The organism is Pseudomonas kuykendallii (assembly GCF_900106975.1).
GTDB classification, from domain to species: Bacteria; Pseudomonadota; Gammaproteobacteria; order Pseudomonadales; family Pseudomonadaceae; genus Pseudomonas_O; species Pseudomonas_O kuykendallii.
The window spans coordinates 35,573-60,757 of record NZ_FNNU01000005.1 but is presented as its reverse complement, the minus strand read 5'-3'; the positions used below and the strand labels follow the sequence as shown (position 1 = coordinate 60,757).

The following is a 25,185-nucleotide window of genomic DNA, read 5'->3' as shown; positions in this document are numbered from 1 at the left end:
AGCACCCGCACGGCGCGGGTTCGCCCAGGCCGCTGGACGGAGCACTCAGGGTTTGGCGTCGTCCGGTTCGTCCGGCTCGATGTCTTCCAGTTTCAGTTCCAGGCCCCAGGCCGCGGCGTCCCCCGGATTCTGCACGGGCGCGGGTCGGGGCGGCGCGGCGACCGGAGCGGGCGCCGGCGCGCCGCCCTCCACTTGCAGCTTCAGTTTCAGCCGCAGGTTGTTCGCCGAGTCGGCGTTCTTCACCGCCTCGTCCTCGTCGATCGCGCCCTCCACCACCAGATCGAACAGCGCCTGGTCGAAGGTCTGCATGCCGAGGGTTCTGGATTTCTCCATGATTTCCTTGATCGAGCTGAAATCGCTGCGCTTGATCATGTCGCTCACGGTCGCCGTGCCCAGCAGCACTTCCACCGCGGCGCGGCGCTTGCCTTCGCGGGTCTTGACCAGGCGCTGGGAAACGAAGGCCTTGAGGTTGTTGCCCAGGTCGTTGAGCAACTGCGGGCGGCGCTCTTCCGGGAAGAAATTGATGATCCGATCCAGCGCCTGGTTGGCGTTGTTGGCGTGCAGCGTGGAGATCGCCAGGTGCCCGGTGTCGGCGAAGGCCAGCGCGTGCTCCATGGTCTCGCGGTCGCGGATCTCGCCGATCAGGATCACGTCCGGCGCCTGGCGCAGGGTGTTCTTCAGCGCGGCATGGAAGCTGCGCGTGTCCACGCCGACCTCGCGCTGGTTGATGATCGATTTCTTGTGCCGGTGCACGTACTCCACCGGGTCCTCGATGGTGATGATGTGCCCGCCGCTGTTGCGGTTGCGGTAATCGATCAGCGCCGCCAGCGAGGTCGACTTGCCCGAGCCGGTGCCGCCGACGAAGAGCACCAGGCCGCGCTTTTCCATCACCACCTTGAGCAGCACTTCAGGCAGCTTGAGGTCCTCGAACTTGGGGATGTCCAGCTTGATGTTGCGCGCGACGATGGACACCTCGTTGCGCTGGCGGAAGATGTTGATGCGGAACCGGCCGATCTGCGGCAGCGAGATCGCCAGGTTCATCTCCAGCTCGCGCTCGAACTCGGCACGCTGTTCGGCATCCATCACCGACGCAGCGATGGCCGCCACCTCGCCCGCGCGCAACGGCTCGGCCGACAGCGGCTTGAGCGCGCCGTTGAACTTGGCGCAGGGCGGCGCGCCGGTGGAGAGGTAGAGGTCCGAGCCATCCTGTACGGCGAGGATTCTCAGCATCGATTGGATATCCATTGGGCTCGCTCCGCGGCTGTTCGGCTGTATGAAGCCCGGACGCTCGGGCACAATTGCCGTCAATCTATCGCAGGAGTCCTTCATGCCAAAAGCCATGGCCCGCCATATCCTGGTCAAGACCGAGGCCGAAGCCGCGCAACTGAAGAAGCGCCTGGACGGCGGCGAAGCCTTCGACGTGCTGGCGCGCAAGCACTCGATCTGCCCGTCCGGCAAGCGCGGCGGAGACCTCGGCGAAGTACGCCCGGGGCAAATGGTGCGCAGCATCGACCAGGTGATCTTCAAGAAGCCGCTGCGCACCGTTCACGGCCCGGTGAAGTCGCAATTCGGCTATCACCTGGTGCAGGTCTTCTACCGCGAGTGAAACACGCGTTTCACCGCCAACCAGCGTCCTAGAGCGCTTCGCTTGGCGCCCGCCGAAAAGCGCTGAAAAACGCCCCGCTCGCGCCCTCGAAAAAAACAAAACCCGCCAAAAATGGGCTCATGCTCCTGCGCCGCATGCCGATAAACGATTTGTCGATGCCTGCGCCAAACGGTGCATCAAAAAAACAAACGGCTCAGTACTTTGAGGTTCTCCCCATGTTTCTTCGGCGTCTCAAGATCGCACCGAGGGCAATACTCAGTTTTTCCATGGTCGCACTGCTGGTCGTGCTCCTTGGCCTCTTCTCCCTGTACGAGATGCGCATCATCCGCGCGGCGACCGTGAACGTGGTGGAGAACAGCCTGCCCAGCTTCCGCGCGCTAGGCGTTCTCAACGAGAAGATGTTGCGCGTCCGCATCACCTCCTACCGGATCGTGGTCGATCGCGAAGCCGCGGCACTGAGCAACACGATCGAACGTCTCAACGTGCTCCTGGGCCAGCTCAAGGATGCCCAAAATCAGTACGAGGCGTTGATTTCCAGTGATACCGAGCGCGCCCAGTACCAATCCGTGAAAACCGCCCTGGCAGAGTACGCGCGAATCAACCAGCAACTCGTCCAGCTTTCCGGCCAGGATCGCATCGACGACATGCGCGCCCTGCTGATGGCGGACTACAAAACCCTCTCCGACAATCTCGGCGCCGAGTTCGAGAAGCTGATCGAGATAAACCAGGCCGATGGCAATGCAGCCGCAGCCCGGGCCGAGCAGGAATTCAACAATGCGATCACCGGCGTGATCGTGTTCATGCTGGTCGCCGCGGGGCTGACCGGCCTACTCGCCATGCTGCTGACGCGCAGCATCGTCACGCCGCTCAATCAGGCGGTGAAAGTCGCCGAGACTGTGGCATCGGGCGACCTGACCCACACCATCGCGGTCGGTGGCGGCGACGAGCCTGCCCAGTTGCTCGGCTCGCTGAACAGCATGCAGGAAAGCCTCAAGCGCACCATCCAGGGCATCGCCGACTCCTCCACCCAGCTGGCCTCGGCCGCCGAGGAGCTGAACGCGGTCACGGAGGATTCGAGCAAGGGCCTGCATCAGCAGAACCAGGAGATCGAGCAGGCCGCAACCGCGGTCAACGAGATGACCACCGCCGTGGACGAGGTGGCGCGCAACGCCGTGGCCACCTCGGAAGCCTCGCGCGACTCCGACCGCACCGCCCGCATGGGCCAGGAGCAGGTGAACAAGACCGTCGACTCGATCAGCCATCTGGCCGAGGACGTCACCGGCACCGCGCAGCAGGTCGAGCAACTGGCGGATAAGGTCCGCCACATCAGCACTGTGCTCGACGTGATCCGCTCGATCGCCGAGCAGACCAACCTGCTGGCCCTCAACGCCGCCATCGAAGCGGCCCGCGCCGGCGATGCAGGACGCGGCTTCGCGGTGGTCGCCGACGAGGTACGTGCCCTGGCGCATCGCACCCAGCAGTCGACCCAGGAAATCGAGCAGATGATCAACGGTATCCAGCAGGGTACCGATCAGGCCATGAGCTCGATGCAGACCAGCAACGAACGCGCCCACTCCACCCTGGAGCTGGCCCGCGCCGCCGGTGCTGCGCTGCAGCAGATCACCGAAGCCATCAGCCACATCACCGAGCGCAACCTGGTGATCGCCAGCGCCTCGGAGGAACAGGCCCAGGTGGCCCGTGAAGTCGACCGCAACCTGGTGAACATCCGCGACCTGGCCGTGCAGACCTCTGCCGGCGCCAACCAGACCAATGCCGCCAGCCAGGAGCTCTCGCGCCTGGCCATCGACCTGAACGGCCTGGTGACGCGCTTCCGCGTCTAAGCTGCGCCCCCGTGCGCGCGGCGCACCCTACAAAAAGCACGATGCCCGTAGGGTGCGCCGCGCGCACCGGCCCTGCCAGACGCTCGCCTTACTCGATGCGTTCCCCATCGATCAGCCCCAGCTCGAGTTCCGCTCGATCCACCCAGGCTTCGGCCATCTCGCCCTTCACCGCCACACCCAGCTGTCGGAAGTCGTTGACCTGCTTGACCAGGTTGCCCTTGCCGCTGATCAACTGATCGCAGGCGCGCCGATAGGCGTCCTGGGCCTTTTCCAGGCTGCTGCCCACCGTGTCCATGCTGCCGAGGAAGGTGCGCAGCTTGTCGTAGACCTTGCCCGCGCGGTCGGCCAGCTCGGCGGTGTGCTTGTTCTGTTCCTCGAAACGCCACAGCTGACGGACGATGTTCAGGCTGGTCAGCAGCGTGGTCGGCGTGGCCACCAGCACGTTGCGTTCGATGGCGCGCTGGAACAGCGTCTCGTCCGCCTTCAAGGCTTCGACGAAGGCCGATTCGATGGGGATGAACATGAACACCATCTCCGGCGCGTTAAGCCCCGGCAGGCTGAAGTAGTGGCGGTCGGCGAGTTCCTTGATGCGCGCCCCGATGGCGCCGACGTGCTCGACCAGCGCGAGGCGCCGTTCGGCTTCGTCCTCGGCGTTGATGTAGCGCGTGTAGGCATTCAGCGAGACCTTGGCGTCGATGATCAGGTGCTTGTTCTGCGGCAGGTAGACCAGCACGTCCGGGCGCTTGCGGCCCTCCTCGGTGGCGAAGCTGGCCTCGCGTTTGAAGTCGCGCCCCTCGATCAGCCCGGAACGCTCCAGCACGTTTTCCAGAATCAGCTCGCCCCAGTTGCCCTGGGTCTTCTTCTGCCCTTTCAACGCGGTCGTCAGGTCCTGGGCTTCCTGGGTGATCTGCCGGTTCAGCTCGTTGAGCTGAACGATCTGCTGCGCCAGGGTCGCCTGCTGCTGGGTGTCCTTGTGGTGGATGTCCTCGACCTTGGCGCGGAAGCCTTCGATCTGCTCGCGGAACGGCTTGAGCAGCGCATCCAGCGATTGCTGGCTGGTCTGGGCGAAGGCCTGGCCCTTGGCCTCGAAGATCTGCCCGGCGAGCTGCTCGAACTCCAGCTTGAGCTGCTCGCGGCTGTCCTTGAGCAACTGCTGCTGCTCGCTGAAATGCTGCTGTTTCTGCTCCAGCGTCGAGGCCAGCGTGGCGTGCTCGCGGCTGAGCGTGGCGAAACGCTCCTGCAGGTTCTGGTTGGCCAGTTCCAGGCGCGCGTGGGTCTGGCGCAGTTCATCGAGCTGCAGGCCGAGCTGCTGGCTCTGCGCCTTGGCCGCTTCCGCCTGGCCGGCGAGTTCTTCCTGGCGGCGCTGTTCCAGCAACTGGCGGCTGCGCAGTCCCTCGGTTTCCTCGCGGGAGAACGCCAACTGGCGCTGCAACTGCTCGACATGGGCCTTTTCCGCGCGCACCGCCGATTGCAGCTCCATGCTTTCCAGCATGCGCTGGGTATCCATGCTCTGTTGCGCATCCAGCTGCCGGCGCCCCTCCGCCAGCTGCGCGGTCAGCCCGCGCAGACGTCCGCCGACGATCGCCAACGCCACCGCCAGCCCGGCTATCAACAGGACGGCCGCGCCGGCGAAGGCCCAGATCAGGTTCGCTTGCATCGTTGTTTCTCCTCGCTGCGGCGGTCACGCCGCTTGATCGACCGGGACAAGATATGTAGCTTCAGGCGACACGTCTATCGGCTGGTCGGGAGCGTGTAAAGTTTTCGCACGGATGGGAGGTGTATGAAGCGATCCATCGAGCACGTCCGCTGGGACCTGGCGCAGCGCTACCGGCTGATCGAAACCGTCGCCTGGTGGGAAGGCCGACTCACCACCGGGCATCTGATGCAGAGCTTCGGCATCAGCCGCCAGCAGGCGTCGAAGGACATCAACGCCTACCTCGGCGAGCACGCCCCGGAAAACCTCGTCTACGACAAGCGCCTGAAGGGCTACAAACCGGCGCCCGGCTTCGCCCCGCTGTTCATCGACGGCAGCGCCAGCGCCTACCTGCACCTGCTCGATCGCAACCGCGAACGGGCACCCCACATCGAGGGCCTGGCCCTCGCCTACGCCCATACTGAAGTGCTGCAGGTGCCGGATCGGAGCATTCGCCCCGAAGTCCTGCGACCGATCCTGCAGGCCTGCCGCGAGGGACTGCGCCTGGAGACCGAGTACGTCTCGCTGAGCACGCCTGAGCCGGAATTCCGCGTGATCAGCCCGCACACGCTGGTCTACACCGGCATGCGCTGGCATGTGCGCGCCTATTGCGAGAAGAACCGCGATTACCGGGATTTCGTGCTCAGCCGTTTCCGTGGCGAGCCGGAACATTTCGCCCCCTCGGAGCACGGTCGCGAACAGGACGAAGGCTGGAATACCGAGCTGGACGTGATCCTCACCGCCGACCCGCGGCTGTCCGCGGAACAGAAGGCGATCATCGAAGCCGACTACGGCATGCAGGACGGCCGACTGGCCGTTCCCAGCCGTGGCGCGCTGGTGCAGTACGTGCTGCAGCGCTACCAGATCGACCCCACGAAGGTTCAGGCCAAGGCGGCGGCGCAGCAGATCGTGGTGGCCAACCTGGATGACCTGGAGCGCTGGCTGTACCGCTGAATCAGCCGCGCAGGGAGTGCGACCCGCTCGGCGCGTAGGCCAGCCAGGCCAGGGCGCCCATGATCGTCAGCACAGCCAGGCTGGCCTCGAGGTTTTCCAGCATCAATTCGATCGACAGCATGTTCGTGCTCCATATTCGGCTTGGTTCGTGGGCCAAACCTTAGGCAGCGCGGCACGCAGCGTCGATCTGTCAACTTTTCGCACGTAAACAAATCAGGCAGAACCCGCCGCCAGGCACGAAAAAGCCCGGCATCGGCCGGGCTTTTTCGTGCGCCTCGCGGGGCTCACCCTTCCCTGTCGTAGGTGCCGGCGGAGTCGGATTCGACATCGTCGAAATCCGGGTCTTCGCCGGTTTCCTTCTCGCCGCCGTCGACCATGGTCACGTCCGGCTCGTCATAGGGGGTTTTCGATTGGCTGTGATCCAGCTCGTTGTCGTTCATGGCTACCTCGCTACGTGGGTATCTCGGGATTCGAGGTCGTTGGTCAGGCAACGTTCGCGGCGGTCGAACCTGATCGCCGCATGGATCAGGCCTCCTCGGCCAGGCTGGCCTCGTAATCCTCGAAGTACGGTTTGGTCAACGAGGTCTTCTGCTGCTCGGAAAGCAGCTTGCCCGCCATCTGGAAGAACTTGTGCTCTTCCTCTTCGAGGTGATGGAAAACCTTTTCCTTGAGCTTCTTGGCGAGCGGCAGCCAGGCCGGGCTCGAGGGATCGGTGGCCTCGAGCTCTTCCATCATCTCGTCCATCTCATGGTGCTCGGAAATCGCGTGCCGGGACAGGTCCACGCCGTTGTCGTACTCCATCAGCGGAATGTAGAAATGCCGCTCCTCGGCGCGCTCATGGGCCACCAGCTCGCTTTTCAGTTGTTGATAGGTTTCGGCGCGATCGGGCGTGTCGCCGTGCGTGGCGATCACCGCCGTGGCGAATTCACGCTGGCGGTCGTGGCTCTGGCGCAGTGCTTCGAAAATATCCATATCGGCTGTTCCCCTCGGTCAGACGCGGACGGCTCCGCGGTGATTCGGGCAATAGCTGCCCGTTGGGGAAAAGACCTTCGGGAACAACCGACGGTTCCGACGACCCAGCGCTGCTCAGGCCAACAGGCGTTGCCAGTAGACGTTCGCCTCTGTGATGACGGGCACGGCGTGGGGATGCTCGCCGCGCAGCACGGCAAGCAGCACGCGTGTATCGAACACGTCGAAGTGGCGGCCGTGGCGAATCTTCAGCAGCGCATCGGTGATCGCGTAATGCCCGCAGTGATGGCATTCGCATTCGATCCCGTCGAATCCGTTGTGGAACTCATGGGCGTCGGCATTGCAGATCAGGCAGTTCATGGCATCTCCCCCGAAGACATTCGACGGTAGTGGGTGCAGCGCCTCCAACCGGACCACAAGCGCTAGTGACTGGTATAGCGCACTACCAACGGCCGCGCCGAACGCCTGACCGGCGGGTCAAGCCTCCGTCGTAGAGCGGCTGGCGGAGCGTCTCCAGCGTTTCGACACTCTGCCACTCGACGAATGGACAGAACCCATTCGCCCTGCGCCCATCAATTTTGTACAGTGTCGACCGTCCTACAAGACCAGATATCCCGAGCGCCCCATGCCCTACAGCAGTTTCAGCGTGCGTAACCCCGATCTGTTCATCGATCAACGGGACAATGACCATATCGAGATCATCGCGCCGATCTTGGGCGACAACCGATTGCTGAGCCGGACGCTCACCGTGCAGCAGTTCCGCAATATCAGCCTGCTGGAAACCGTACTGGCAGACTTGCGCCGCGAACGCGACACACTCGAACAGTCACTGGGCAAGCGGAAATCGCAAGACAAGCCCATTGGGTGAACGCGCTCTTTGCCTTTATGATGCCGGCTTGAACGAAGCGCCTGGGCGCTTTCCCGTTGCGTTGTCGGAGTTGATCCATGCCCACACGGTTCGAGGCCGCGAGAACCTTGATCGAATCGTCGTTCACCCCTTTTGATTGCAAGTGCACACTGGAGCGCGACAGCTTCAGCGTGAGGATTTACGACGCTACCGACGACATGACGCATCTGGTGGTAACCGGGATTCCGCTCTTCAAACTGGACACCCCTTCGGGCGCACAGCAGGTCGTCGATGAAATCCGCGCGGAACTGGCGATGACCCGACTCAGTTCCGCCGGCGCCCTTTCGTCCTTCTGACCGCCGTATACCGATGTCGCCCCGTTGCGTTGCCACCTGAGATCGGTGGCCAACGGGCTTACGCTCGGGCGATGCAGATCGGCTCCGATGGTGGTGAACGGACGGCGCCGTGCGTGCGGCTTACCTCGCCGGTATGAACGGCCAAGGTCCTCGCGCGACGATTACCCGGACGTTTCCTGATCCACCGGGAGCGGCGTGGGTGTCTGCCACGACGGCCTCTTGCCCTCCTGGCTGTCGAAACGACGACGCGCCTTGCGCACGTCCTCGACGTTCTCGACGACCCAGGTCCAGATCGGCGACATGCGGATCAACAGCCCCCTCCCCAGCGCTGTCAGCTCGTATTCGACGCGTGGGGGAATCTCGCTGAACTCCTGTCGCGTCAGAAGACCGTCTCTCTCCATCGAACGCAGGGTCTTCGTCAGCATTCGCTGAGTCACGCCCGTCATCTGCCTTTTTATCTCGGCATGGCGCATCTTTCCGTACACCCCCAGGGCATGCAGGATTCCCAGCGACCAGCGGCTACCGGCGTGGGCGAGGACCTCTCGCCTGACGCCATCATCATCCTCGCTAAGCGTCTGGCAGACGATTTCTGCCCGGTTCAGCGTTTCCCGATCAGCCATTTGTCCCCCTGGTATCACACGTGTGCCTTCTTACGAGCGCCGACGGATCGTGAAAGCATTTGCCCATGTTATAGGCAACTTGATCAGGATTAGTCATGACCGAAGCGACCCCGCTCTCTCCTCAATCGATTCTCGTCCTGGGCGCAGGCGAACTTGGCCTTCCGGTATTGCGCAACCTGGCGCGAGTCGCGAAACGCGCGCCCGGCTGTCGAATCAGCGTCCTGCTCCGGGACTCGACCATCAACACCCAGGAGCCTGCGAAGAAGACGGAAATCGACGGGCTTCGAGACCTCGGCATCCAGATGGTCGCCGCGGACCTGGTGAATGACTCGATCGATCAGCTTGCCGAAGTGTTCGCGCGGTTCGACAGGGTAATAGGCTGCGCAGGCATGGTCGCGGGTCCGGAAACGCCCATGAAGCTGGCGACGGCGGCCCTCAGGTCGGGCGTGAAGCGCTACTTCCCCTGGCAGTTCGGCGTCGACTACGACGTGATCGGCCGCGGCAGTCCGCAGGATCTGTTCGATGCCCAGCTCGATGTGCGCGAGTTGCTTCGCGCCCAGGACAAAACCGAATGGGTGATCATCTCGACCGGCATGTTCACCAGCTTCCTTTTCGAGCCCATGTTCGGGGTGGTCGACTTCGAAAACGATACCCTGAACGCCTTGGGCAGCCTCGAGAACAGCGTGACGCTCACCACTCCGGACGACATCGGCGTACTGACCGCGGAAATCGTGTTCTACGAACCTCGCTGGCGTGACGAGATCCTCTACCTGGCGGGAGATACGGTGACGTACGGCGAGGTCGCGAACCTTCTCGAGCGCGCACTGGGCCGGCCGTTCAAGCGTAACGTCTGGACCGTTCCGTACCTGCTCCAGGAACTGGAGAAAGACCCGACGCATCCCATCAAGAAGTACCGCGCCGTGTTCGCCCAAGGCAGAGGCGTGGCATGGCCCAAGGCGGACACGTTCAACGCGCGACAGTCGATTCCGGTGACCACCGCCGAGCAGTGGGTTAGGCAACACCTCGCGCACCGCTGAACGCAAAATCCGCCGGTAGAACGATCCGGCGCCCGGCTGGAGAAGATCGGCGAACTGGAATCGCCCGGTTCGCGACTCGCCCACCTGCGCTGAAACCCGCAAAAAGAAGCCACGACCTGATCGCTCAGGCCGGGGCTCGCTACAGCCGGACGTCGCTCAGGCCAGGTCGAAACGGTCGAGGTTCATCACCTTGGTCCAGGCCGCGACGAAATCCCGGACGAATTTCTCCTGCGCGTCGGCGCTGGCGTAGACCTCCGCGATGGCGCGCAGCTGCGCGTGCGAGCCGAACACCAAATCGACGCGGCTGCCGGTCCACCTGACGGCCCCGGTCTTGCGGTCGCGGCCTTCGAACAGATCTTTCGCGGGTGACAGCGCGCGCCATTCCACGCCCATGTCCAGCAGATGGGTGAAAAAGTCGTTGCTGAGCGTCTCCGGACGCTGGGTGAACACGCCGTGGGCGGTCTGCCCGACATTGGTGTTCAGCACGCGAAGACCGCCGACCAGTACCGTCATTTCCGGCGCGGTGAGCGTAAGCAGTTGCGCCTTGTCCACCAGCAACGCCTCGGCCGACACCTTGTAATGGCCCTTGAGGTAGTTGCGGAAGCCATCGGCGATCGGCTCGAGGAAGCCGAACGACTCGACGTCGGTCTGCTCCTGCGAGGCATCCATCCGCCCCGGTGTGAACGGCACCGTCACCGCATGACCGGCGTTCTTCGCTGCCTGCTCGACACCGACGCCGCCAGCCAGCACGATCAGGTCGGCCAGGGACACCTTCTTGCCGCCGGACTGCGCGGCGTTGAACGCCTGCTGGATACCCTCGAGGGCGGACAGCACCTTCGCCAGTTGCTCGGGCTGGTTGGCCTGCCAGAACTTCTGCGGAGCCAGACGCAGGCGTCCGCCGTTGGCACCGCCGCGCTTGTCGGACCCGCGGAAGGTGGACGCCGCCGCCCAGGCGGTGGAAACCAGCTGCGACACCGTCAATCCGGAGGCTAGAACCTGGGCTTTCAAGGCATCGATGTCGGCCTGGTCCACCAGCGGGTGATCGAGGGGCGGAATCGGGTCCTGCCAGAGCAGCTCCTCGGTGGGCATTTCCGGCCCGAGATAGCGCGCCAGCGGGCCCATGTCGCGGTGAGTCAGCTTGAACCAGGCGCGGGCGAAGGCGTCGCTGAGCTGATCCGGGTTCTCCAGGAAGCGTCGGGCGATCTTCTCGTAGGCCGGGTCGAAGCGCAGTGCCAGGTCGGAAGTCAGCATGCTCGGCGCGCGGCGCTTGCTCGGGTCATGGGCGTCGGGAATCTTGCCGGCGCCCGCGCCGTTTTTCGGCTGCCATTGATGGGCGCCGGCCGGGCTCTTGGTCAGCTCCCAGTCGAAGCCAAACAGGTTTTCCAGGTACTCGTTGCTCCAGCGGGTGGGCGTCGAGGTCCAGGTGACTTCCAGGCCGCTGGTGATGGTGTCGCCGCCCTTGCCGGTCCCGAAGGTGCTTTTCCAGCCCAGGCCCTGCTCTTCCAGGTCGGCCGCCTCGGGCTCGGCGCCGACGTTGTCCGCCGGGCCGGCGCCGTGGGTCTTGCCGAAGGCGTGGCCACCGGCGATCAGCGCCACGGTTTCCTCGTCGTTCATCGCCATGCGGCCGAAGGTTTCGCGAATGTCCTTCGCCGAGGCGACCGGGTCGGGGTTGCCTTCGGGGCCTTCCGGGTTCACGTAGATGAGGCCCATCTGCACCGCGGCGAGCGGGTTTTCCAGATGGCGCTCGCCCTGGTTCGTGCGGCTTTCTTCCTCGCCGTGTTTTTCCGGCTCGGCGACCAGGTCGCCCTCGCCCGGCGGCTGCATGTCCTTGGCGCCCTTGCCGTAGCGGTTGTCGCCGCCGAGCCAGGTGGTTTCCGTCCCCCAGTACACGTCCTCGTCGGGCTCCCAGACGTCCGCGCGGCCGCCGGAGTAGCCGAAGGTCTTGAAGCCCATGGACTCCAGGGCGACGTTGCCCGTGAGGACGATCAGGTCGGCCCAGGAGATGTTGCGCCCGTACTTCTGCTTCACCGGCCAGATCAGCCGGCGCGCCTTGTCCAGGCTGACGTTGTCCGGCCAGCTGTTGAGGGGTGCGAAACGCTGCTGGCCGGCACCGGCGCCGCCGCGGCCATCGCCGGTGCGATAGGTGCCGGCGCTGTGCCAGGCCATGCGGATGAACAACGGGCCGTAGTGGCCGAAGTCCGCTGGCCACCAGTCCTGCGAGTCGGTCATCAGCGTGCGCAGGTCGGCTTTCACCGCCTCGAAGTCGAGGCTCTTGAACGCCGTGGCGTAGTCGAAGTCCTCATCCATCGGATCGGACAGCGACGAATGCTGGTGCAGGATCTTCAGGTTCAGCTGGTTCGGCCACCAGTCACGGTTCGTGGTGCCGCCGCCCGCCGCGTGGTTGAACGGACATTTCGATTCGGTCGTCATGGGTGATCCCTCGGTGGTACTCATCCCGCTTTCCATCCGGCCCCGGATGCCGGGCAGCGATGAGTGAAATCAGCGTGTGGGTATGCGATCGGTCTATCGCCGCAATGGCTCGACGAAGCGGCGGCCCCGGGAGGCTCAGAACGGGCTCGCGGTCCATTCCTCGACGCTCATCCGGTGGCAACGGCCGGTCGTTCCGTAGGAGGCAAGACTAGCCGCCGCTACGGAGACGATCTAATACAGCGTCTCTAGTACGGTGATAGCGAGCGTCTTTCAGGCGCTTCGCTTGCGAGCTTGTACGAGCGGCCGCCGAAAGACCAATCACCGCTGTTGATCGCTACCGTCGCAGCTGGGCGGATCGCAGCGCGCCGCAACGAAAAAGCCCCGCATCGGCGGGGCTTTTCATGACGCGGCGACGCGTCAGACGATCACGCCCTGGCTGCGCAGGTAGTCGTCGTAGCTGCCGGAGAAGTCGGTCACGCCGTTGTCCGAAAGCTCGATGATGCGCGTGGCCAGGGAGCTGACGAACTCGCGGTCGTGGCTGACGAAGATCAGCGTGCCCAGGTAGTTCTCCAGCGCCAGGTTGAGCGCCTCGATGGACTCCATGTCGAGGTGGTTGGTCGGTTCGTCCATCACCAGCACGTTGGGCTTCTGGCAGGCCAGCTTGCCGAACAGCATGCGGCCCTGTTCCCCGCCGGACAGCACCTTCACCGACTTCTGGATATCGTCGGAGGAGAACAGCATGCGGCCCAGGGCGGCGCGGATGTTCTGCTCGCCGCTGGTCCACTGGCCCATCCACTCGAACAGGGTCTCGTCGGCCTCGAAGTCGTGGGCGTGATCCTGGGCGTAGTAACCCACTTCGGCGCTGTCGGTCCATTTCACACTGCCGGCGTCCGGGGACATTTCGCCGACCAGGGTGCGCAGCAAGGTGGTCTTGCCAATGCCGTTGGGGCCGATGATGGCCACGCGCTCGCCGGCTTCGATGGTGAAGCCGAAGTTCTTGAACAGCACCTTGTCGTCGAAGGCCTTCGACAGCTTCTCGACGGTCACCGCCTGGCGGTGCAACTTCTTGGTCTGGTCGAAGCGGATGAACGGGCTGACGCGGCTCGACGGCTTGACCTCGGCCAATTGGATCTTGTCGATCTGCTTGGCGCGGCTGGTGGCCTGCTTGGCCTTGGAGGCGTTGGCCGAGAAGCGGCTGACGAAGGTCTGCAACTCGGCGATCTGCGCCTTCTTCTTGGCGTTGTCGGCCAGCAGCTGCTCGCGGGCCTGGGTGGAGGCCATCATGTATTCGTCGTAGTTGCCAGGGAACAGGCGCAGCTCGCCGTAATCCAGGTCGGCCATGTGGGTGCAGACCGCGTTGAGAAAGTGACGGTCGTGGGAAATGATGATCATGGTGCTGTTACGCGCCGTGAGGATGTTTTCCAGCCAGCGGATGGTGTTGATGTCCAGGTGGTTGGTCGGCTCGTCGAGCAGCAGCACGTCCGGGTCGGCGAACAGCGCCTGGGCCAGCAGCACGCGCAGCTTCCAGCCAGGGGCGACTTCGCTCATCGGGCCGAAGTGCTGTTCCAGGGGAATGCCCAGGCCGAGCAACAGCTCGCCCGCGCGGGACTCGGCGGTGTAGCCGTCCATCTCGGCGAACTCGCCTTCGAGCTCGCCCACCTTCATGCCGTCTTCTTCGCTCATTTCCGGCAGCGAGTAGATGCGGTCGCGCTCGGCCTTGACCTTCCACAGTTCTTCGTGACCCATGATCACGGTGTCGATCACGTTGAATTCTTCGTAGGCGAACTGGTCCTGGCGCAGCTTGCCGAGGCGCACGTTCGGCTCGAGCATCACCTGCCCACCGGACGGCTCCAGGTCACCACCGAGGATCTTCATGAAGGTCGACTTGCCACAGCCGTTGGCGCCGATCAGGCCGTAGCGGTTGCCGTTGTTGAACTTGACGGACACGTTTTCGAACAGCGGCTTGGCGCCGAACTGCATGGTGATGTTTGCGGTGGAGATCAAGAGGTTTACCTATCAGTAACTTGAGAGTTGCTGGAGTCGGTCGATAGACGACAGCGGGCACAGATCGTGAGCAGCACCTGCACGCTATGGCCGAGCTGTGGGGCAACAAATGCGGGGGGTCATGCCAGATTTGTGCATATTGTCGCATAGGTCCCGGGGCAGTTGCATGAAGGCTTGGAAGCGCGGCGGCTCAAGCGCCGCTGCACGCTCCTCGCAGGACGGGCTCGATGCACCGCTAGCGCGGCCGGTGGCGGGCCGTGCGGATCGCCGCGGTCCCTCGTCAGCAGCGCTATAACTGCGCGGCGGTCTGGGGGGCCGTCAGCGTCTGGCTGAAGAAGCGCACGGCCTCGCTGTTGAGGCTGTCGTGAACGGCCATGCGATCGACCCCTTCGCCGTCGTCGCAGAGCTGCGGCGCGGCCTCGCGCATCTCCGCCGAACAGGGCGCCATGAAAACGAAATGCCCGGCACCTGGCACCACACGGTAATCGGCAGGTCCCGGCAGACGCCGCGCCAGCGCTGCGGCGTTTTCCGCCGGCAGCAGCAGGTGGTCCTCGGCGCCGGCGTAGAGCAGCACGGGCACCTGGACGTCGGCCAGGTCCTGGCGCCCGAACATCAGGCCGAGCGGCGCCAGCAGCAGGAGCGAACGCACCCGCGAATCCGGCGCGGCTTCCACCACGTCATCGTCGATCGCCAGGCTCGCGGCACGCTCGCAGGCTTCGGCGTCGTCCGGCTGTTTTTCACAGTACTGGCGAAGGTGCTGGAGTTCGGGATGGCCGCCGGCCAGGATCAACGCCGACTCCCCGCCCGCCGAGTAGCCGATCACCCCGACCTGGCGGCTGTCGACCTCCTCTCCGAGCAGTTTGTCCTGGCCGACCGCGTCGATCGCCGCGGAGAGCTGCATCGGGCGGCCATAGAGGTTGCTGAAGCGGCCGATGCGGCTCTGGTCGTCGACGTTGTCACCAGGATGCTGCACCGCCAGTACGATGAAGCCGCGATGCGCCAGCGCGGTCGCCAGGTCGTGATGCGCCAGGGGCGAGCCGCCATTGCCATGGGACAGCACGATCAGCGGGAAGCGGCCCGGCGCCGGCGGCGTGTCTTCGCGGCCAGCGATGCGGAACAGGTCGATATGCGTGTCGCCGCGCTTGACCCAGGACGGATAGAACGCGACGGCGCTCATCGGCTGGTGGTCGACCGGGTCCTCCAGCGTCAGCCGGTGCAGACCGACGCCCCAACTGGGGGCGGCATGCCCTGCGATCGGCAGTGCGGTGAGCATGGTCGCCAAGAACACTGTGAGAAAACGCCCTGACATGCTCCCCTCCCGTGCATTTCCGCGAGCCCCGGACGCACAGGGGCGCCGGGTCGCGGGAAACGATGCACGGATCGGACCAGAGGACGGATCAGAGAGCGCCCAGGTAGTCCATCTTGCCCAGGTCGAGGCCGTTGTGGCGGAGGATCGCGTAGGCGGTGGTCATGTGGAAATAGAAGTTAGGCAGGACGAAGTTCAGCAGGTAGGCATCACCCTTGAACGTCACCTCACCCTTCGCCAGCGTGAGCACGATCTCCTTCGACTCGCTGCCGTCGAACTGCGCGGCATCCAGGCCCTTGAGAAAGTCCACGGTCTTGGCGATGCGCGCCTGCAATTCGGGAAAGGTGGTTTCGGTGTCGGCGAAGCTCGGAACATCGCTGCCGGTCAGGCGGGCGCCGGCGCCCTTGGCCGCATCGCTGGCGATCTGGACCTGTTTCGACAGCGGCAGCATGTCGACCGCCAGACGCGCATTGACCAGCACGGAGGGGTCGATCTTCTTGGCTTCGGCAAAGGCCGCAGCCTTGTCGAGGATCGCCGACAGGTTGCCGAACATGCGCACGAACACCGGGACGGAGGCCTGATACATGGAGAGGGACATGGAATTTCCTGCTGCACGGGGTTGAAGGTCAGCCATGATCCGTCGTGAGATGCGTGCTGTCGAGCCGACCCAATCGCACCAAAGAGAGGAGAACGGAACATGTCACCGGATGCCGTCGCCGCCTTCTGCCTGCAGTTGCCGGGCGCCCGGGAGGACCTCAAGTGGGGCCATAACCGGGTCTTCTCGGTCGCCGGCAACAAGATGTTCGCCATCGTCGATTTCCTCGGCGAACGCCTCGCCTTCAAGGTCGACGCCGACCTGTTCCTTGGCTTCTGCGACCGTCCCGGCATTCATCCGGCGCCCTATCTGGCCCGCGCCCACTGGATCGCCATGGCGCCGCCCTTCCCGCTGGGCGATGCCGAACTATCCCTGCTGCTGCGCCGTTCCCACCAACTTGTGGTGGCGCGCCTGCCAAAGCGCAAGCGGATCGGGCTGCTGCTGGACGACGAGTGAATTGCTTAGCTAGCTTTCTTAATTACCGGGGACAAGCGATCATGGCGAACCTGTTCTGCCACCGCTTCGAGTGTCCATGAGCCCGCCCGCGCAGCCTTCTCCACCGATCACGCTGCAAATCATCAGCATCGTCTTCTTTACCTTCATCGCCTTCCTCAGCATCGGCATTCCACTGGCCGTTCTGCCTGGCTACGTACACGACGACCTGGCATATGGCTCGGTGCTGGCGGGCGTGGTGATCAGCAGCCAGTACCTCGCCACCCTGCTCTCCCGACCGCTGGCCGGCGCCACGGCCGACCGCCTGGGCGCGAAGAAGGCGGTGACGTTCGGCCTCGTCGGCTGCACCCTGAGCGGCATCCTTACGCTGATATCCACCTCGATCCAGGCCTGGCCGTCCGCCAGCCTGGGCCTGCTGCTCGCCGGCCGCGTGGTGCTGGGCATTTCGCAGGGCCTGGTGGGCACCGGCGCGATCAGCTGGGGCATCGGCCGTGTCGGAGCGGAAAACACCGCGCGGGTGATTTCCTGGAACGGTATCGCCGCCTATGGCGCAGTGGCGATCGGCGCACCGCTCGGAGTGTTGATGGTCGGTGCGCTGGGCCTGTGGAGCATGGGTGCCTCGATCACCCTGCTGGGCGTCGTCGCCCTGGGCCTGGCCTGGAACCGGCCGCCGGCGCCCATCGTTCCCGGCGAGCGCCTGCCGTTTCGCCGGGTGCTCTGGCAGATCGCACCCAACGGGCTGGGGCTCGCGCTGGGTTCGATCGGCTTCGGCACCATCGGCACCTTCATCACCCTGTACTACGCCAGCCTGGGCTGGAGTGGTGCCGCCTATTGCCTGACCGCGTTCGGCGCCTCGTTCATCGGCGCGCGACTGCTGTTCGGTGGCGCGATCAAACGACTGGGCGGCTATCGCGTGGCGATCGCCTGTCTCGGCGTGGAATGCCTGGGTTTGCTGCTGCTCGGTTTCGCCCATCAGCCCTGGCTGGCGCTGTGCGGCGCGGCGCTGACCGGCTTCGGCCTGTCGCTAGTGTATCCGGCCCTGGGAGTCGAGGCGATCTCGCGGATACCCGCCTCCAGCCGCAGCTCGGCGCTGGGCGCCTACGCGGTGTTCTTCGACATCGCGCTGGGCATCGCCGGCCCGCTGATGGGCGCCATCGCCAATGGCCTGGGCTTCGCCAGCATCTTCTTCAGCGCCGCGCTGATGGCCCTCGCCGGCCTGCTGCTAAGCCTGTGGATGTACCGCCAGGCCGAGCGCCGCTAGAACGGAATGAAACGCCGGCCAAGCAACAGCCAATCGATCCAGAACGCCTGGTGCAACAGCACGATCAGCCAGAAAAGCAGCTGGTAGGAAAGCTTTCGCGTCTTGTGGCGAAACGCCTGCTGAGCGATCAGCGCGCCCGGCCAGCCGCCCAACAGTTCGATCAGGTGCAGGGTGTTTTCCGGCGTGCGCCGGCCGCCGGACAGCGCGCGTCGCTTGTCGATCCCGTAGAGCAGGAAGGCCAGCACACTGAGCAACAGATAGGCGGCCGCCGGCCAGAAGCTTCCGCGCCAGGCCAGCTGCGCGACGCCGCCTGCCGGCAGCAGGCACAACAGCACGAAGAGCGTCAGTTTCAGTTGCAGATGGAGTGGCCTGCGCGTCGTGCGTGCCGGGGAGGCGCTGTAGCGGGTGACGGGCTTGGCGGTGTTGCGTGGTTTCTGGCGGATCGCCGGATCGTCCAGCGACAGCCCCGGCAACCGTGCATGGCTGGCGCGCGGACGTTCGCCCGACTCGCTGGACACCGTATAGAGCACGGTGTCGCCGGGCCGTGGCCGACGCTCGCCGCGCATCGCCGAGACATGCACGAAGACCTGGGGCCCGCCCGCCTGCGGAACGATGAAGCCGAAACCCTTCTCGTCGTTCCAGCTTTTCAAGGTGCCGCGCAGTTCCATCGCTCGCGTCCCTGCGAATCGCCTCAGCCCTGGGCCGTGCTCCAGTCGATCCAGCCGAACTGCCAGGTCGCCAGAATCACCAGGCCGAAGGCGATCCGGTACCAGCCGAACACCGCGTAGCTGTGGTTGGCGATGAACTTGAGCAAGGCGCGCACGGTGATCATCGCCACGATGAAGGTGGAGATGAAGCCGATGGCGAATACCGGGAGATCGCTGAGGTGGAGGATCTCGCGGTACTTGAAGAGCGAATAGACCGTCGCCGCGACCATCGTCGGCATCGCCAGGAAGAACGAGAACTCTGCGGCCGCCTTGCGCGAGAGGCCGAACAGCAGGCCGCCGATGATCGTCGAGCCGGAGCGCGAGGTGCCCGGGATGAGCGCCAGGCACTGGGCGAAACCGACCTTCAGGGCAAGCTTCCAGTCCATGTCGTCGACCGTTTCGGCGCGAATCGTATGCACGCGCTGCTCGGCCCAGATCATCACCACACCGCCGATGATCAGCGCAGTAGCGACGGTAATCGGGTTGAACAGCCAGTGCTCGATAAGGTCGGCGAACAGCAGCCCGAGGACCACCGCCGGAATGAAGGCGATCAGCAGATTCAGCGTGAAACGTTGCGCGCGACGTTGCGTCGGCAGGCCGACCACCACGTCGATGATGCGGCTGCGGAACTCCCACATCACCGCCAGGATCGCGCCCAGCTGGATGATGATCTTGAACGCGGTGGATCGGTCGCCGTTGAACTCCAGCAGGTCACCGACCACGATCAGGTGGCCCGTGCTGGAGATCGGCAGGAATTCGGTCAGCCCTTCGACAATACCCAGAACCAGTGCCTGAAAGGCGCTCCAAAGATCCATCATTCCCCCAGTTCCCAGGTTTAAAAACGCATACGGCTCGGTGCGCAGGGGGGTGCGACATAACCGCCCCACGCTCAGGTTTGCCCGCGCTTTGCCGAAATGCTATCAGAAGCTGGCTAAAGGCTGGCAAACCGGGTTTCGGACAGTCGTGGAACCGCTACAGTTCCCACGCTAGAGCAATAACAACAATATCGAGGGCTTCACCATGCGCAGTCTCCGAAGTTTGCCCATCAGCCGTCGGCTGATGCTGATTCTCGCGGTTGCTGTCGCCATGCTGGTGGCGCTCGGCGTGTTCATGCTGCAACAGATCCACAACGACCTTTACGAGGGGAAGGTCGAGAAGACCCGTCATTTGGTGCAGAGCGCCAGCGCCATCCTGCAGAACTTCCATGACCAGGAGGTTGCAGGCACCCTGACCCGCGAGCAGGCCCAGACGCAGGCCGCCGCGATGATCCGCAGCCTGCGCTACGACAAGACCGAGTACTTCTGGATCAACGACCTCGGGCCGAAGATGATCATGCATCCGGTCAACCAGAAGCTCGAAGGCCAGGACCTCTCGGCGATCAAGGACCCGGACGGCAAGGCGCTGTTCAACGAAATGGTCGCCCTCGCGCGCAAGCAGGGCGGCGGCATGGTGGACTACCGCTGGCCGAAGGCGGGCAGCGCCGACCCGGTCCCCAAGGTGTCCTACATCCAGCTGTTCGAGCCCTGGGGCTGGGTGCTCGGCACCGGCATCTACATCGACGACATGCAGGCGCAGTTCTACGGCCAGGCGCTGCACGCGTCGCTGATCGGCCTGGGCATCGCCGTGGTGATGACCCTGCTGGTGATGCTGATCGCGCGCAGCATCGTGGTGCCGCTGAATGCCGCGGTCGGCGCCATGGCCAACATCGCCAGCGGCGAGGCAGACCTTACCCGCAGCCTCGACACCCAGGGCAACGACGAGCTGGCGCAGATGTCCAGGCACTTCAACGCCTTCACCCTCAAGCTGCGCCAGGTCATCGGCGAATCGCTCGCCGCCTCGCGCTCGCTGGACGAAGCCGCGCGCTCGCTGGACGGCGTCGCCAATCAGGGCTACCAGACCAGCCAGCAGCAGTCGCAGCAGATGGAGCTGGTCGCTACCGCGATCAACGAAGTCACCTATGGCGTGCAGGACGTGGCGAAAAGCGCCGAGGAAGCGGCCAACGAAGTGCGCAACGCCGAGGAGCAGGCCAACCAGGGCCAGCAGAACATCGACAACAGCCTGCGCCAGATCGACCAGCTGTCCGGCACCATCGGCCAGGCCGTGCAAGTGATCCAGGCGCTGGCGCAGGAAAGCTCGCAGATCGGCAAGGTGCTGGAGGTGATCCGGGCCATCGCCGAGCAGACCAACCTCCTCGCGCTTAACGCCGCCATCGAGGCGGCCCGTGCCGGCGAGCAGGGCCGCGGTTTCGCCGTGGTGGCCGACGAGGTACGCCTGCTGGCCCAGCGCACGCAGCAATCGACGGCGGAAATTCAGGGCATGATCGAGCGCCTGCAAACCAACTCCGGCGCCGCGGTGAAGGTCATCCACGAAAGCAGCGAGGCCTCCCAACTGACCGTTGACCAGGCCAGCCAGGCCAGCGAGAGCCTGCAACTGATCGCCCAGTCGATGCGCAACCTTGCCGGCGCCAACGCCTCCATCGCCAGTGCCACGCTGCAGCAATCGCATGTGGTGGAGGACATCAACCGCAACGTCACCGAAGCCGCGAGCCTGGCGCACACCAGCGCACTGTCCGCCGAAGAGACCAGCAGCGCGAGCAAGAACCTCGGTCAGCTCGCCGACCAACTGGGACGGCTGCTCGGCCAGTTCCGCGTCTGACCGGCGCCGACGCCGGTCCGCTGCCGTGAGCGCGCCATCGCGTTCACGGCGACGCGCTAGATCACACCCTCCTGGTTTTCCGACCAGGGTTGGCCCTTGCGCTTGAGCTCCAGACGGCGCACGAATTCCAGCAACACCGCGGCATAGAGCTCGTCCTGCAGGTGCACGTCCTCGATGCCGGCGTCGATGTTCGGGTTGTCGTTGACCTCGATGACCACCACCTTGTCGCCCGCCTGCTTCAGGTCCACCCCGTAGAGCCCGTCGCCGATCAGGTTGGCGGTGGTGGTGGCCAGCTCCAGCACCTCGCGCGGCACCTCTTCCACCGGCAGCGTCTGGAAGTCGCCACTGACTTCCTGGGCGTCCGGGCGGTGGTCGTAGATCTGCCAGTGGCCCTTGGACATGAAGTATTTGCAGGCAAAGATCGGCTTGTGATTGAGCATGCCGATGCGCCAGTCGTACTCGGTGTAGAAGAACTCCTGTGCCAGCAGCAGCACCGAGCGCTCGAACAGCTCAGCCGTCACCTTGAGCAGCGCCTGCTGATCCTCGACCTTGATCACCCCACGGGAAAAACTGCCGTCGGGGATCTTCAGCACCAGCGGGAATCCCAGCCGCTCGCCCAGGTTGTCCAGTTCGTGCGGGCGGTCCTTGTAGAGTATTTCCGTGGCTGGCATGCCCAGCTTGTGGGCGCGCAGCAGGTCCGTGAGGTACACCTTGTTGGTGCAGCGCAGGATGGACGCGGGATCGTCCAGCACCACCAGCCCCTCGCTTTCGGCGCGTTTGGCGAAGCGGTAGGTGTGGTCGCTGACGCTGGTGGTTTCACGGATGAACAGCGCGTCGTACTCGGCCAGGCGGGAGAAGTCCTTCTTCTCGATCAGGTCCACCTCGATGCCGAGGCGCTTGCCGACGCGGATGAAGTTCTTCAGCGCCTTGCGATTGGACGGCGGGAAAGCTTCGTCCGGGTCCTGCAGGATCGCCAGGTCGAAGCGCACCAGACGGCGTGAACGTGGGCGTCGCCAGATCTTGCGGTTGAAGGCGTCGAGGACGTTGGCGAAGTGGTCCTCCTGGTCGTCGCGCAGCTTGTGCAGGCTGCCGGGCTTGATTCCGGTGATGTGCCAGCTGTCGTTGCGGCGGAATTCCACCAGCAACAGCGGACAGGGAAACGCCTCGAACAGTTGGCGCGCCAGGTCCTGCAGCGGTTCGATCTCGGTTCGGCCGAAATACAGCGTGAGGGTGAAGCCGTCGGTGCTGCCGAACGGGTGGTCGGCCAGCGCCTTGTCGAGGGACTTGTCGAGGTATTCCAGCGCCAGGCTGTAAAGCGCCTTGCGCGCCAGTTCGCTGATGGTGCGCACGCTGGGGATCACCCGATGCCCGCGCGCCTCGGCCAGCAGCGAGCAGTAGTAGCCGTGGCCGAGGTACTTGTAGTTGCGGCACAGGTTGATCACCTGAACCCGCTTGCCGCTGGCATCGTCGTTGGGTTGTTCCAGATACTCCTGGACACTGATGACATCTTCGCTTGGATAGTAGGAGGTCCAATCCTCCTTGCGCTCGACCACAATGACGAGTCTGCTCACGATCGCTCCCGCTCATATGCCGGGAGCAAAAGGCGCCCCCGCCTGTCTGTGCTAGGACATGCGAGACAAACATCGCGTTCGCCCGTTCTGGAAACTCCTTATCGATGAAAGCCGCCCTACGCCTCGCCACGGCCGAAGACATCGCCGCCCTGGTGGAACTGGAAAACCGCTGCTTCGACCACGACCGCCTCTCGCGGCGGAATTTCCACTGGATGATCACCCGCGCCAACGCCCGGCTGACGCTCGCCGAGGAAGACGGGCGCCTCCTCGGCTACGCGCTGGTGCTGTTCCACCAGGGCACCTCGCTGGCGCGCCTGTACTCCATCGCCAGCGATCCACAGGCGCGCGGGCACGGCCTCGGGCAACGGCTTCTGGAAGCGGCAGAACAGGCCGCTCTGGAAAACGACTGCGCCTTCCTGCGCCTGGAGGTTCGCCCGGACAACGGCGCCGCCATCGCCCTCTACGAACGCAACGGCTACCTGCCCTTCGCCCGCCTCAGCGACTACTACGAGGACCACACCGAAGCGCTGCGCTACGAGAAACGCATTCGCCAACTCAGCCAGGGTCGGCGCAAGCGCTCGCCCTATTACCGGCAGACCACCGAGTTCACCTGCGGCCCGGCGTCGTTACTGATGGCGATAGCGGCGCTCGATCGCGATTTCCGCATGACGCGCCGCGAGGAACTGCGCCTGTGGCGCGAGGCAACCACCATTTACATGACCGCCGGGCATGGCGGCTGCGGCCCCCATGGCCTCGCGCTGGCCGCCTGGCGACGCGGGTTCCGCGTCAGCCTGATGGTGAGCGTCAGCGGGCCGCTGTTCCTCGACGGCGTGCGCAGCGAGGAGAAACGCGCGGTGATGCGGGTGGTGCATGAAGATTTCTGTGCCGAGCTGGAGCAGAGCGACGTGCAGTCGCTAAAACGCGGGCCGCTGGACATTCCGGCCGCGCTCGCTGCCGGCGGACAACCGCTGGTGCTGATCAGCAGCTATCGGCTGACGCGCTCCAAGGCGCCGCACTGGGTGATCGTCACCGACTGCGACGAAGACTTCGTCTACCTGCACGACCCGGACGTGGACCACAGCATCCATCGCCGGCAGATGGACTGCCAGCACGTGCCGGTCAGCCACGCCGAGTTCGACAAGATGAGCCGGTTCGGCCGGCGCAAGCTGCGCGCGGCCGTGATCGTCTATCCACGCCAGTGAGCGCTTCAGCTACCGCCGCCACCACCGCCTGCGCCTGCTCCACCTGAACCGCCGGCGCCTGAACCCGAACCGAAGCCAGATCCGGAGCTACCACCGCTTCCGCTTCCGCCGATGGGTGCTCCACCGTTGTTGCTGCCTGTACCGCTGGTGCCCGCGCCGCCGGAATTGCTCGGGTTCGCGCCATTCTGGTTGAGCGTCCCGTCGGTGTTGCCCGGGCTCGTAGTGGTTGGCGTACCCGGCGTGACCGTGGAACGCTCCTGGCCCGTGGTGGGCGTGCCAGGCGCGACGGTCGAACGCTGCTGGCCGGTGGTGGGCGTGCCGGGCTCGGTGGTGGAGCGCTGCTGGCCGGTGGTCGTGGGGGTGCCGTTGCCGCTGTTCACCGAATTGCCGTTAGTCGACGTGCCGTTGGCGGAGTTGGCCGTGCCCGGCGCCGCCTGATCGGCGGGAGTACGGATCTGGTTGAGGTTGTCACCCACCTGCTGGCGGTTGTTTTCCATCTGCTCGCCGCTCTGGCGACGCTGGTCTTCCAGGCTCAAACCGGCGCCCGCGTGACTGACGAGGGGAATGACGGTGGCCAGGACGAGTAACGGGAATCTGATCGTGTGCATCTTCTTCTCCATCGCGTGGGTACCTATGGTGGACAGCGCAGGGTCGTGCGGCTCTTCGTACGTTCATCGGATTCACGCCACGGCGGAATTCAGCTGCCGCGGGTCAAGGAGCCGTCGCTGGCGGGGTGCTAGTTTCGCCTCGTCCATTCGAACCCATGCCGGGTTCGCATCTCTGCGTTGCAAGTAGGACCCCATGGTTGAACAGGCTCACTCTGCCCCAGGCGCTGGAACTGATGCGGCGCCACTTCAGACCGCTGGGTCTGGAGGTTTCCTTCGAGACGCCGGACAGCCTTCTGGTCCGGGTGCTGGACCCACTGACCGCTGACCCCTTGCTGACCGTCACTGGAATCCGCTGCAACACCAAGCTCACCCACAAGGAGATCGACCGACTGATCCAGGCGCTGGAAACCGACCTTGAAGTGATTCATCCGAACAACCCGTTCACCCGCCGAACCGAATAGGAACCCCGC

General features: G+C 64.6%; 24 protein-coding genes and 3 pseudogenes. 13 read left to right on the top strand and 14 right to left on the bottom strand.

Annotation, left to right across the window (positions count from 1 at the left end; genetic code table 11):
* Positions 1 to 45: 45 nt before the first annotated feature.
* A complete protein-coding gene (locus tag BLV15_RS16285) occupies positions 46 to 1,245 on the bottom strand; it encodes a PilT/PilU family type 4a pilus ATPase (protein ID WP_175534386.1) in 1,200 nt (399 codons plus the stop codon).
* 82 nt (positions 1,246 to 1,327) lie between these two features.
* On the opposite strand from BLV15_RS16285, the gene BLV15_RS16280 reads away from it, so the two are divergent.
* From BLV15_RS16280 to BLV15_RS22570, 3 genes and pseudogenes are all read left to right on the top strand, one after another.
* Positions 1,328 to 1,606: a peptidylprolyl isomerase gene (locus BLV15_RS16280; RefSeq protein WP_090230560.1), complete on the top strand. Its 279-nt coding sequence runs from the start codon at positions 1,328 to 1,330 to the stop codon at positions 1,604 to 1,606.
* Between the two features lie 119 nt (positions 1,607 to 1,725).
* Positions 1,726 to 2,589, top strand: a pseudogene (locus BLV15_RS22575) (MCP four helix bundle domain-containing protein); the annotation flags it as partial.
* Positions 2,584 to 3,447 carry a methyl-accepting chemotaxis protein gene (locus BLV15_RS22570; RefSeq protein ID WP_407072468.1) on the top strand — a complete coding sequence of 288 codons (864 nt, stop codon included), beginning with the start codon at positions 2,584 to 2,586 and terminating at the stop codon, positions 3,445 to 3,447. The pseudogene BLV15_RS22575 and the gene BLV15_RS22570, both read left to right, overlap by 6 nt.
* Before the next feature lie 88 nt (positions 3,448 to 3,535).
* On the opposite strand, the gene BLV15_RS16270 is transcribed toward BLV15_RS22570, so the two are convergent.
* The gene (locus tag BLV15_RS16270; RefSeq protein ID WP_090230555.1) at positions 3,536 to 5,104 is read right to left on the bottom strand and encodes a DNA recombination protein RmuC; all 1,569 of its coding nucleotides are present in this window, start codon (positions 5,102 to 5,104) and stop codon (positions 3,536 to 3,538) included.
* A gap of 123 nt (positions 5,105 to 5,227) precedes the next feature.
* Here BLV15_RS16270 and BLV15_RS16265 point away from each other — a divergent pair, with 123 nt between their 5' ends.
* The gene (locus BLV15_RS16265) at positions 5,228 to 6,094 is read left to right on the top strand and encodes a helix-turn-helix transcriptional regulator (RefSeq protein WP_090230552.1); all 867 of its coding nucleotides are present in this window, start codon (positions 5,228 to 5,230) and stop codon (positions 6,092 to 6,094) included.
* A 284-nt stretch (positions 6,095 to 6,378) separates the two neighbouring features.
* Here BLV15_RS16265 and BLV15_RS22130 read toward each other — a convergent pair whose 3' ends face one another.
* From BLV15_RS22130 to BLV15_RS16255, 3 genes are all read right to left on the bottom strand, one after another.
* Complete coding sequence (locus BLV15_RS22130) at positions 6,379 to 6,534, bottom strand: hypothetical protein (RefSeq protein WP_175534380.1); 156 nt, start codon at positions 6,532 to 6,534, stop codon at positions 6,379 to 6,381.
* An 85-nt stretch (positions 6,535 to 6,619) separates the two neighbouring features.
* The gene (locus BLV15_RS16260) at positions 6,620 to 7,066 is read right to left on the bottom strand and encodes a hemerythrin domain-containing protein (protein ID WP_090230549.1); all 447 of its coding nucleotides are present in this window, start codon (positions 7,064 to 7,066) and stop codon (positions 6,620 to 6,622) included.
* 114 nt (positions 7,067 to 7,180) lie between these two features.
* Positions 7,181 to 7,423 (bottom strand): hypothetical protein, encoded by a 243-nt coding sequence (locus BLV15_RS16255; protein ID WP_090230546.1) that lies wholly within the window; start codon positions 7,421 to 7,423, stop codon positions 7,181 to 7,183.
* A 265-nt stretch (positions 7,424 to 7,688) separates the two neighbouring features.
* On the opposite strand from BLV15_RS16255, the gene BLV15_RS16250 reads away from it, so the two are divergent.
* Both BLV15_RS16250 and BLV15_RS16245 read left to right on the top strand, forming a co-directional pair.
* Complete coding sequence (locus BLV15_RS16250) at positions 7,689 to 7,931, top strand: hypothetical protein (protein WP_090230544.1); 243 nt, start codon at positions 7,689 to 7,691, stop codon at positions 7,929 to 7,931.
* 77 nt (positions 7,932 to 8,008) lie between these two features.
* Positions 8,009 to 8,266, top strand: coding sequence for a DUF1652 domain-containing protein (locus BLV15_RS16245; RefSeq protein ID WP_090230541.1), 258 nt, complete (start codon positions 8,009 to 8,011; stop codon positions 8,264 to 8,266).
* Positions 8,267 to 8,427: 161 nt separating this feature from the next.
* Here BLV15_RS16245 and BLV15_RS16240 read toward each other — a convergent pair whose 3' ends face one another.
* Positions 8,428 to 8,886: a winged helix-turn-helix transcriptional regulator gene (locus tag BLV15_RS16240; protein WP_090230538.1), complete on the bottom strand. Its 459-nt coding sequence runs from the start codon at positions 8,884 to 8,886 to the stop codon at positions 8,428 to 8,430.
* 95 nt (positions 8,887 to 8,981) lie between these two features.
* Between BLV15_RS16240 and BLV15_RS16235 the strand changes: the two genes are divergently transcribed.
* On the top strand, positions 8,982 to 9,923 hold the full coding sequence (locus tag BLV15_RS16235; protein WP_090230535.1) for an aromatic alcohol reductase: 942 nt from the start codon (positions 8,982 to 8,984) through the stop codon (positions 9,921 to 9,923).
* Between the two features lie 156 nt (positions 9,924 to 10,079).
* Here the strand turns inward: BLV15_RS16235 and katG are convergent, their stop codons facing one another.
* From katG to BLV15_RS16215, 4 genes are all read right to left on the bottom strand, one after another.
* Positions 10,080 to 12,353, bottom strand: coding sequence for a catalase/peroxidase HPI (gene katG, locus BLV15_RS16230; RefSeq protein WP_090230533.1), 2,274 nt, complete (start codon positions 12,351 to 12,353; stop codon positions 10,080 to 10,082).
* A gap of 417 nt (positions 12,354 to 12,770) precedes the next feature.
* Positions 12,771 to 14,357 (bottom strand): ABC-F family ATPase, encoded by a 1,587-nt coding sequence (locus BLV15_RS16225; protein ID WP_090230530.1) that lies wholly within the window; start codon positions 14,355 to 14,357, stop codon positions 12,771 to 12,773.
* 289 nt (positions 14,358 to 14,646) lie between these two features.
* Positions 14,647 to 15,666 carry an alpha/beta hydrolase family protein gene (locus BLV15_RS16220; RefSeq protein WP_139210730.1) on the bottom strand — a complete coding sequence of 340 codons (1,020 nt, stop codon included), beginning with the start codon at positions 15,664 to 15,666 and terminating at the stop codon, positions 14,647 to 14,649.
* Positions 15,667 to 15,754: 88 nt separating this feature from the next.
* A complete protein-coding gene (locus BLV15_RS16215) occupies positions 15,755 to 16,261 on the bottom strand; it encodes a DUF1993 domain-containing protein (RefSeq protein ID WP_090230528.1) in 507 nt (168 codons plus the stop codon).
* A gap of 99 nt (positions 16,262 to 16,360) precedes the next feature.
* Here BLV15_RS16215 and BLV15_RS16210 point away from each other — a divergent pair, with 99 nt between their 5' ends.
* Together BLV15_RS16210 and BLV15_RS16205 are read left to right on the top strand one after the other, a co-directional pair.
* A complete protein-coding gene (locus tag BLV15_RS16210; protein ID WP_090230525.1) occupies positions 16,361 to 16,714 on the top strand; it encodes an MmcQ/YjbR family DNA-binding protein in 354 nt (117 codons plus the stop codon).
* A 76-nt stretch (positions 16,715 to 16,790) separates the two neighbouring features.
* Positions 16,791 to 17,972, top strand: coding sequence for an MFS transporter (locus BLV15_RS16205; RefSeq protein ID WP_090230523.1), 1,182 nt, complete (start codon positions 16,791 to 16,793; stop codon positions 17,970 to 17,972).
* Here BLV15_RS16205 and BLV15_RS16200 read toward each other — a convergent pair.
* The gene (locus tag BLV15_RS16200; protein ID WP_090230521.1) at positions 17,969 to 18,640 is read right to left on the bottom strand and encodes a DUF1294 domain-containing protein; all 672 of its coding nucleotides are present in this window, start codon (positions 18,638 to 18,640) and stop codon (positions 17,969 to 17,971) included. The two genes, BLV15_RS16205 and BLV15_RS16200, sit on opposite strands and share 4 nt — an antisense overlap.
* Before the next feature lie 23 nt (positions 18,641 to 18,663).
* Positions 18,664 to 19,494 carry an undecaprenyl-diphosphate phosphatase gene (locus tag BLV15_RS16195; RefSeq protein WP_090231067.1) on the bottom strand — a complete coding sequence of 277 codons (831 nt, stop codon included), beginning with the start codon at positions 19,492 to 19,494 and terminating at the stop codon, positions 18,664 to 18,666.
* Positions 19,495 to 19,699: 205 nt separating this feature from the next.
* Here BLV15_RS16195 and BLV15_RS22565 point away from each other — a divergent pair.
* Both BLV15_RS22565 and BLV15_RS22560 read left to right on the top strand, forming a co-directional pair.
* Positions 19,700 to 20,431, top strand: a pseudogene (locus tag BLV15_RS22565) (cache domain-containing protein); the annotation flags it as partial.
* Positions 20,432 to 20,575: 144 nt separating this feature from the next.
* Positions 20,576 to 21,334: pseudogene (locus BLV15_RS22560) on the top strand (methyl-accepting chemotaxis protein); the annotation flags it as partial.
* Positions 21,335 to 21,390: 56 nt separating this feature from the next.
* Here BLV15_RS22560 and BLV15_RS16185 read toward each other — a convergent pair.
* On the bottom strand, positions 21,391 to 22,905 hold the full coding sequence (locus tag BLV15_RS16185) for a RimK family protein (protein WP_090230515.1): 1,515 nt from the start codon (positions 22,903 to 22,905) through the stop codon (positions 21,391 to 21,393).
* Positions 22,906 to 23,009: 104 nt separating this feature from the next.
* On the opposite strand from BLV15_RS16185, the gene BLV15_RS16180 reads away from it, so the two are divergent.
* Complete coding sequence (locus BLV15_RS16180) at positions 23,010 to 24,107, top strand: GNAT family N-acetyltransferase/peptidase C39 family protein (RefSeq protein WP_090230513.1); 1,098 nt, start codon at positions 23,010 to 23,012, stop codon at positions 24,105 to 24,107.
* Between the two features lie 5 nt (positions 24,108 to 24,112).
* Here BLV15_RS16180 and BLV15_RS16175 read toward each other — a convergent pair whose 3' ends face one another.
* Complete coding sequence (locus BLV15_RS16175) at positions 24,113 to 24,727, bottom strand: hypothetical protein (RefSeq protein ID WP_090230511.1); 615 nt, start codon at positions 24,725 to 24,727, stop codon at positions 24,113 to 24,115.
* 185 nt (positions 24,728 to 24,912) lie between these two features.
* Between BLV15_RS16175 and BLV15_RS16170 the strand changes: the two genes are divergently transcribed.
* Positions 24,913 to 25,176 (top strand): DUF1652 domain-containing protein, encoded by a 264-nt coding sequence (locus BLV15_RS16170; RefSeq protein WP_175534385.1) that lies wholly within the window; start codon positions 24,913 to 24,915, stop codon positions 25,174 to 25,176.
* Positions 25,177 to 25,185: the final 9 nt, after the last annotated feature.

Coding starts and splice junctions, on each gene's coding strand:
- BLV15_RS16220 (WP_139210730.1), bottom strand. CDS start 15,666: ATGTCAGGGCGTTTTCTCACAGTGTTCTTGGCGACCATGCTCACCGCA.
- BLV15_RS16240 (WP_090230538.1), bottom strand. CDS start 8,886: ATGGCTGATCGGGAAACGCTGAACCGGGCAGAAATCGTCTGCCAGACG.
- BLV15_RS16285 (WP_175534386.1), bottom strand. CDS start 1,245: ATGGATATCCAATCGATGCTGAGAATCCTCGCCGTACAGGATGGCTCG.
- BLV15_RS16210 (WP_090230525.1), top strand. CDS start 16,361: ATGTCACCGGATGCCGTCGCCGCCTTCTGCCTGCAGTTGCCGGGCGCC.
- katG (WP_090230533.1), bottom strand. CDS start 12,353: ATGACGACCGAATCGAAATGTCCGTTCAACCACGCGGCGGGCGGCGGC.
- BLV15_RS16180 (WP_090230513.1), top strand. CDS start 23,010: ATGAAAGCCGCCCTACGCCTCGCCACGGCCGAAGACATCGCCGCCCTG.
- BLV15_RS16245 (WP_090230541.1), top strand. CDS start 8,009: ATGCCCACACGGTTCGAGGCCGCGAGAACCTTGATCGAATCGTCGTTC.
- BLV15_RS16215 (WP_090230528.1), bottom strand. CDS start 16,261: ATGTCCCTCTCCATGTATCAGGCCTCCGTCCCGGTGTTCGTGCGCATG.
- BLV15_RS16270 (WP_090230555.1), bottom strand. CDS start 5,104: ATGCAAGCGAACCTGATCTGGGCCTTCGCCGGCGCGGCCGTCCTGTTG.
- BLV15_RS16280 (WP_090230560.1), top strand. CDS start 1,328: ATGCCAAAAGCCATGGCCCGCCATATCCTGGTCAAGACCGAGGCCGAA.
- BLV15_RS22130 (WP_175534380.1), bottom strand. CDS start 6,534: ATGAACGACAACGAGCTGGATCACAGCCAATCGAAAACCCCCTATGAC.
- BLV15_RS16255 (WP_090230546.1), bottom strand. CDS start 7,423: ATGAACTGCCTGATCTGCAATGCCGACGCCCATGAGTTCCACAACGGA.
- BLV15_RS16175 (WP_090230511.1), bottom strand. CDS start 24,727: ATGGAGAAGAAGATGCACACGATCAGATTCCCGTTACTCGTCCTGGCC.
- BLV15_RS16195 (WP_090231067.1), bottom strand. CDS start 19,494: ATGGATCTTTGGAGCGCCTTTCAGGCACTGGTTCTGGGTATTGTCGAA.
- BLV15_RS16250 (WP_090230544.1), top strand. CDS start 7,689: ATGCCCTACAGCAGTTTCAGCGTGCGTAACCCCGATCTGTTCATCGAT.
- BLV15_RS16260 (WP_090230549.1), bottom strand. CDS start 7,066: ATGGATATTTTCGAAGCACTGCGCCAGAGCCACGACCGCCAGCGTGAA.
- BLV15_RS16235 (WP_090230535.1), top strand. CDS start 8,982: ATGACCGAAGCGACCCCGCTCTCTCCTCAATCGATTCTCGTCCTGGGC.
- BLV15_RS22570 (WP_407072468.1), top strand. CDS start 2,584: ATGCAGGAAAGCCTCAAGCGCACCATCCAGGGCATCGCCGACTCCTCC.
- BLV15_RS16265 (WP_090230552.1), top strand. CDS start 5,228: ATGAAGCGATCCATCGAGCACGTCCGCTGGGACCTGGCGCAGCGCTAC.
- BLV15_RS16205 (WP_090230523.1), top strand. CDS start 16,791: ATGAGCCCGCCCGCGCAGCCTTCTCCACCGATCACGCTGCAAATCATC.
- BLV15_RS16200 (WP_090230521.1), bottom strand. CDS start 18,640: ATGGAACTGCGCGGCACCTTGAAAAGCTGGAACGACGAGAAGGGTTTC.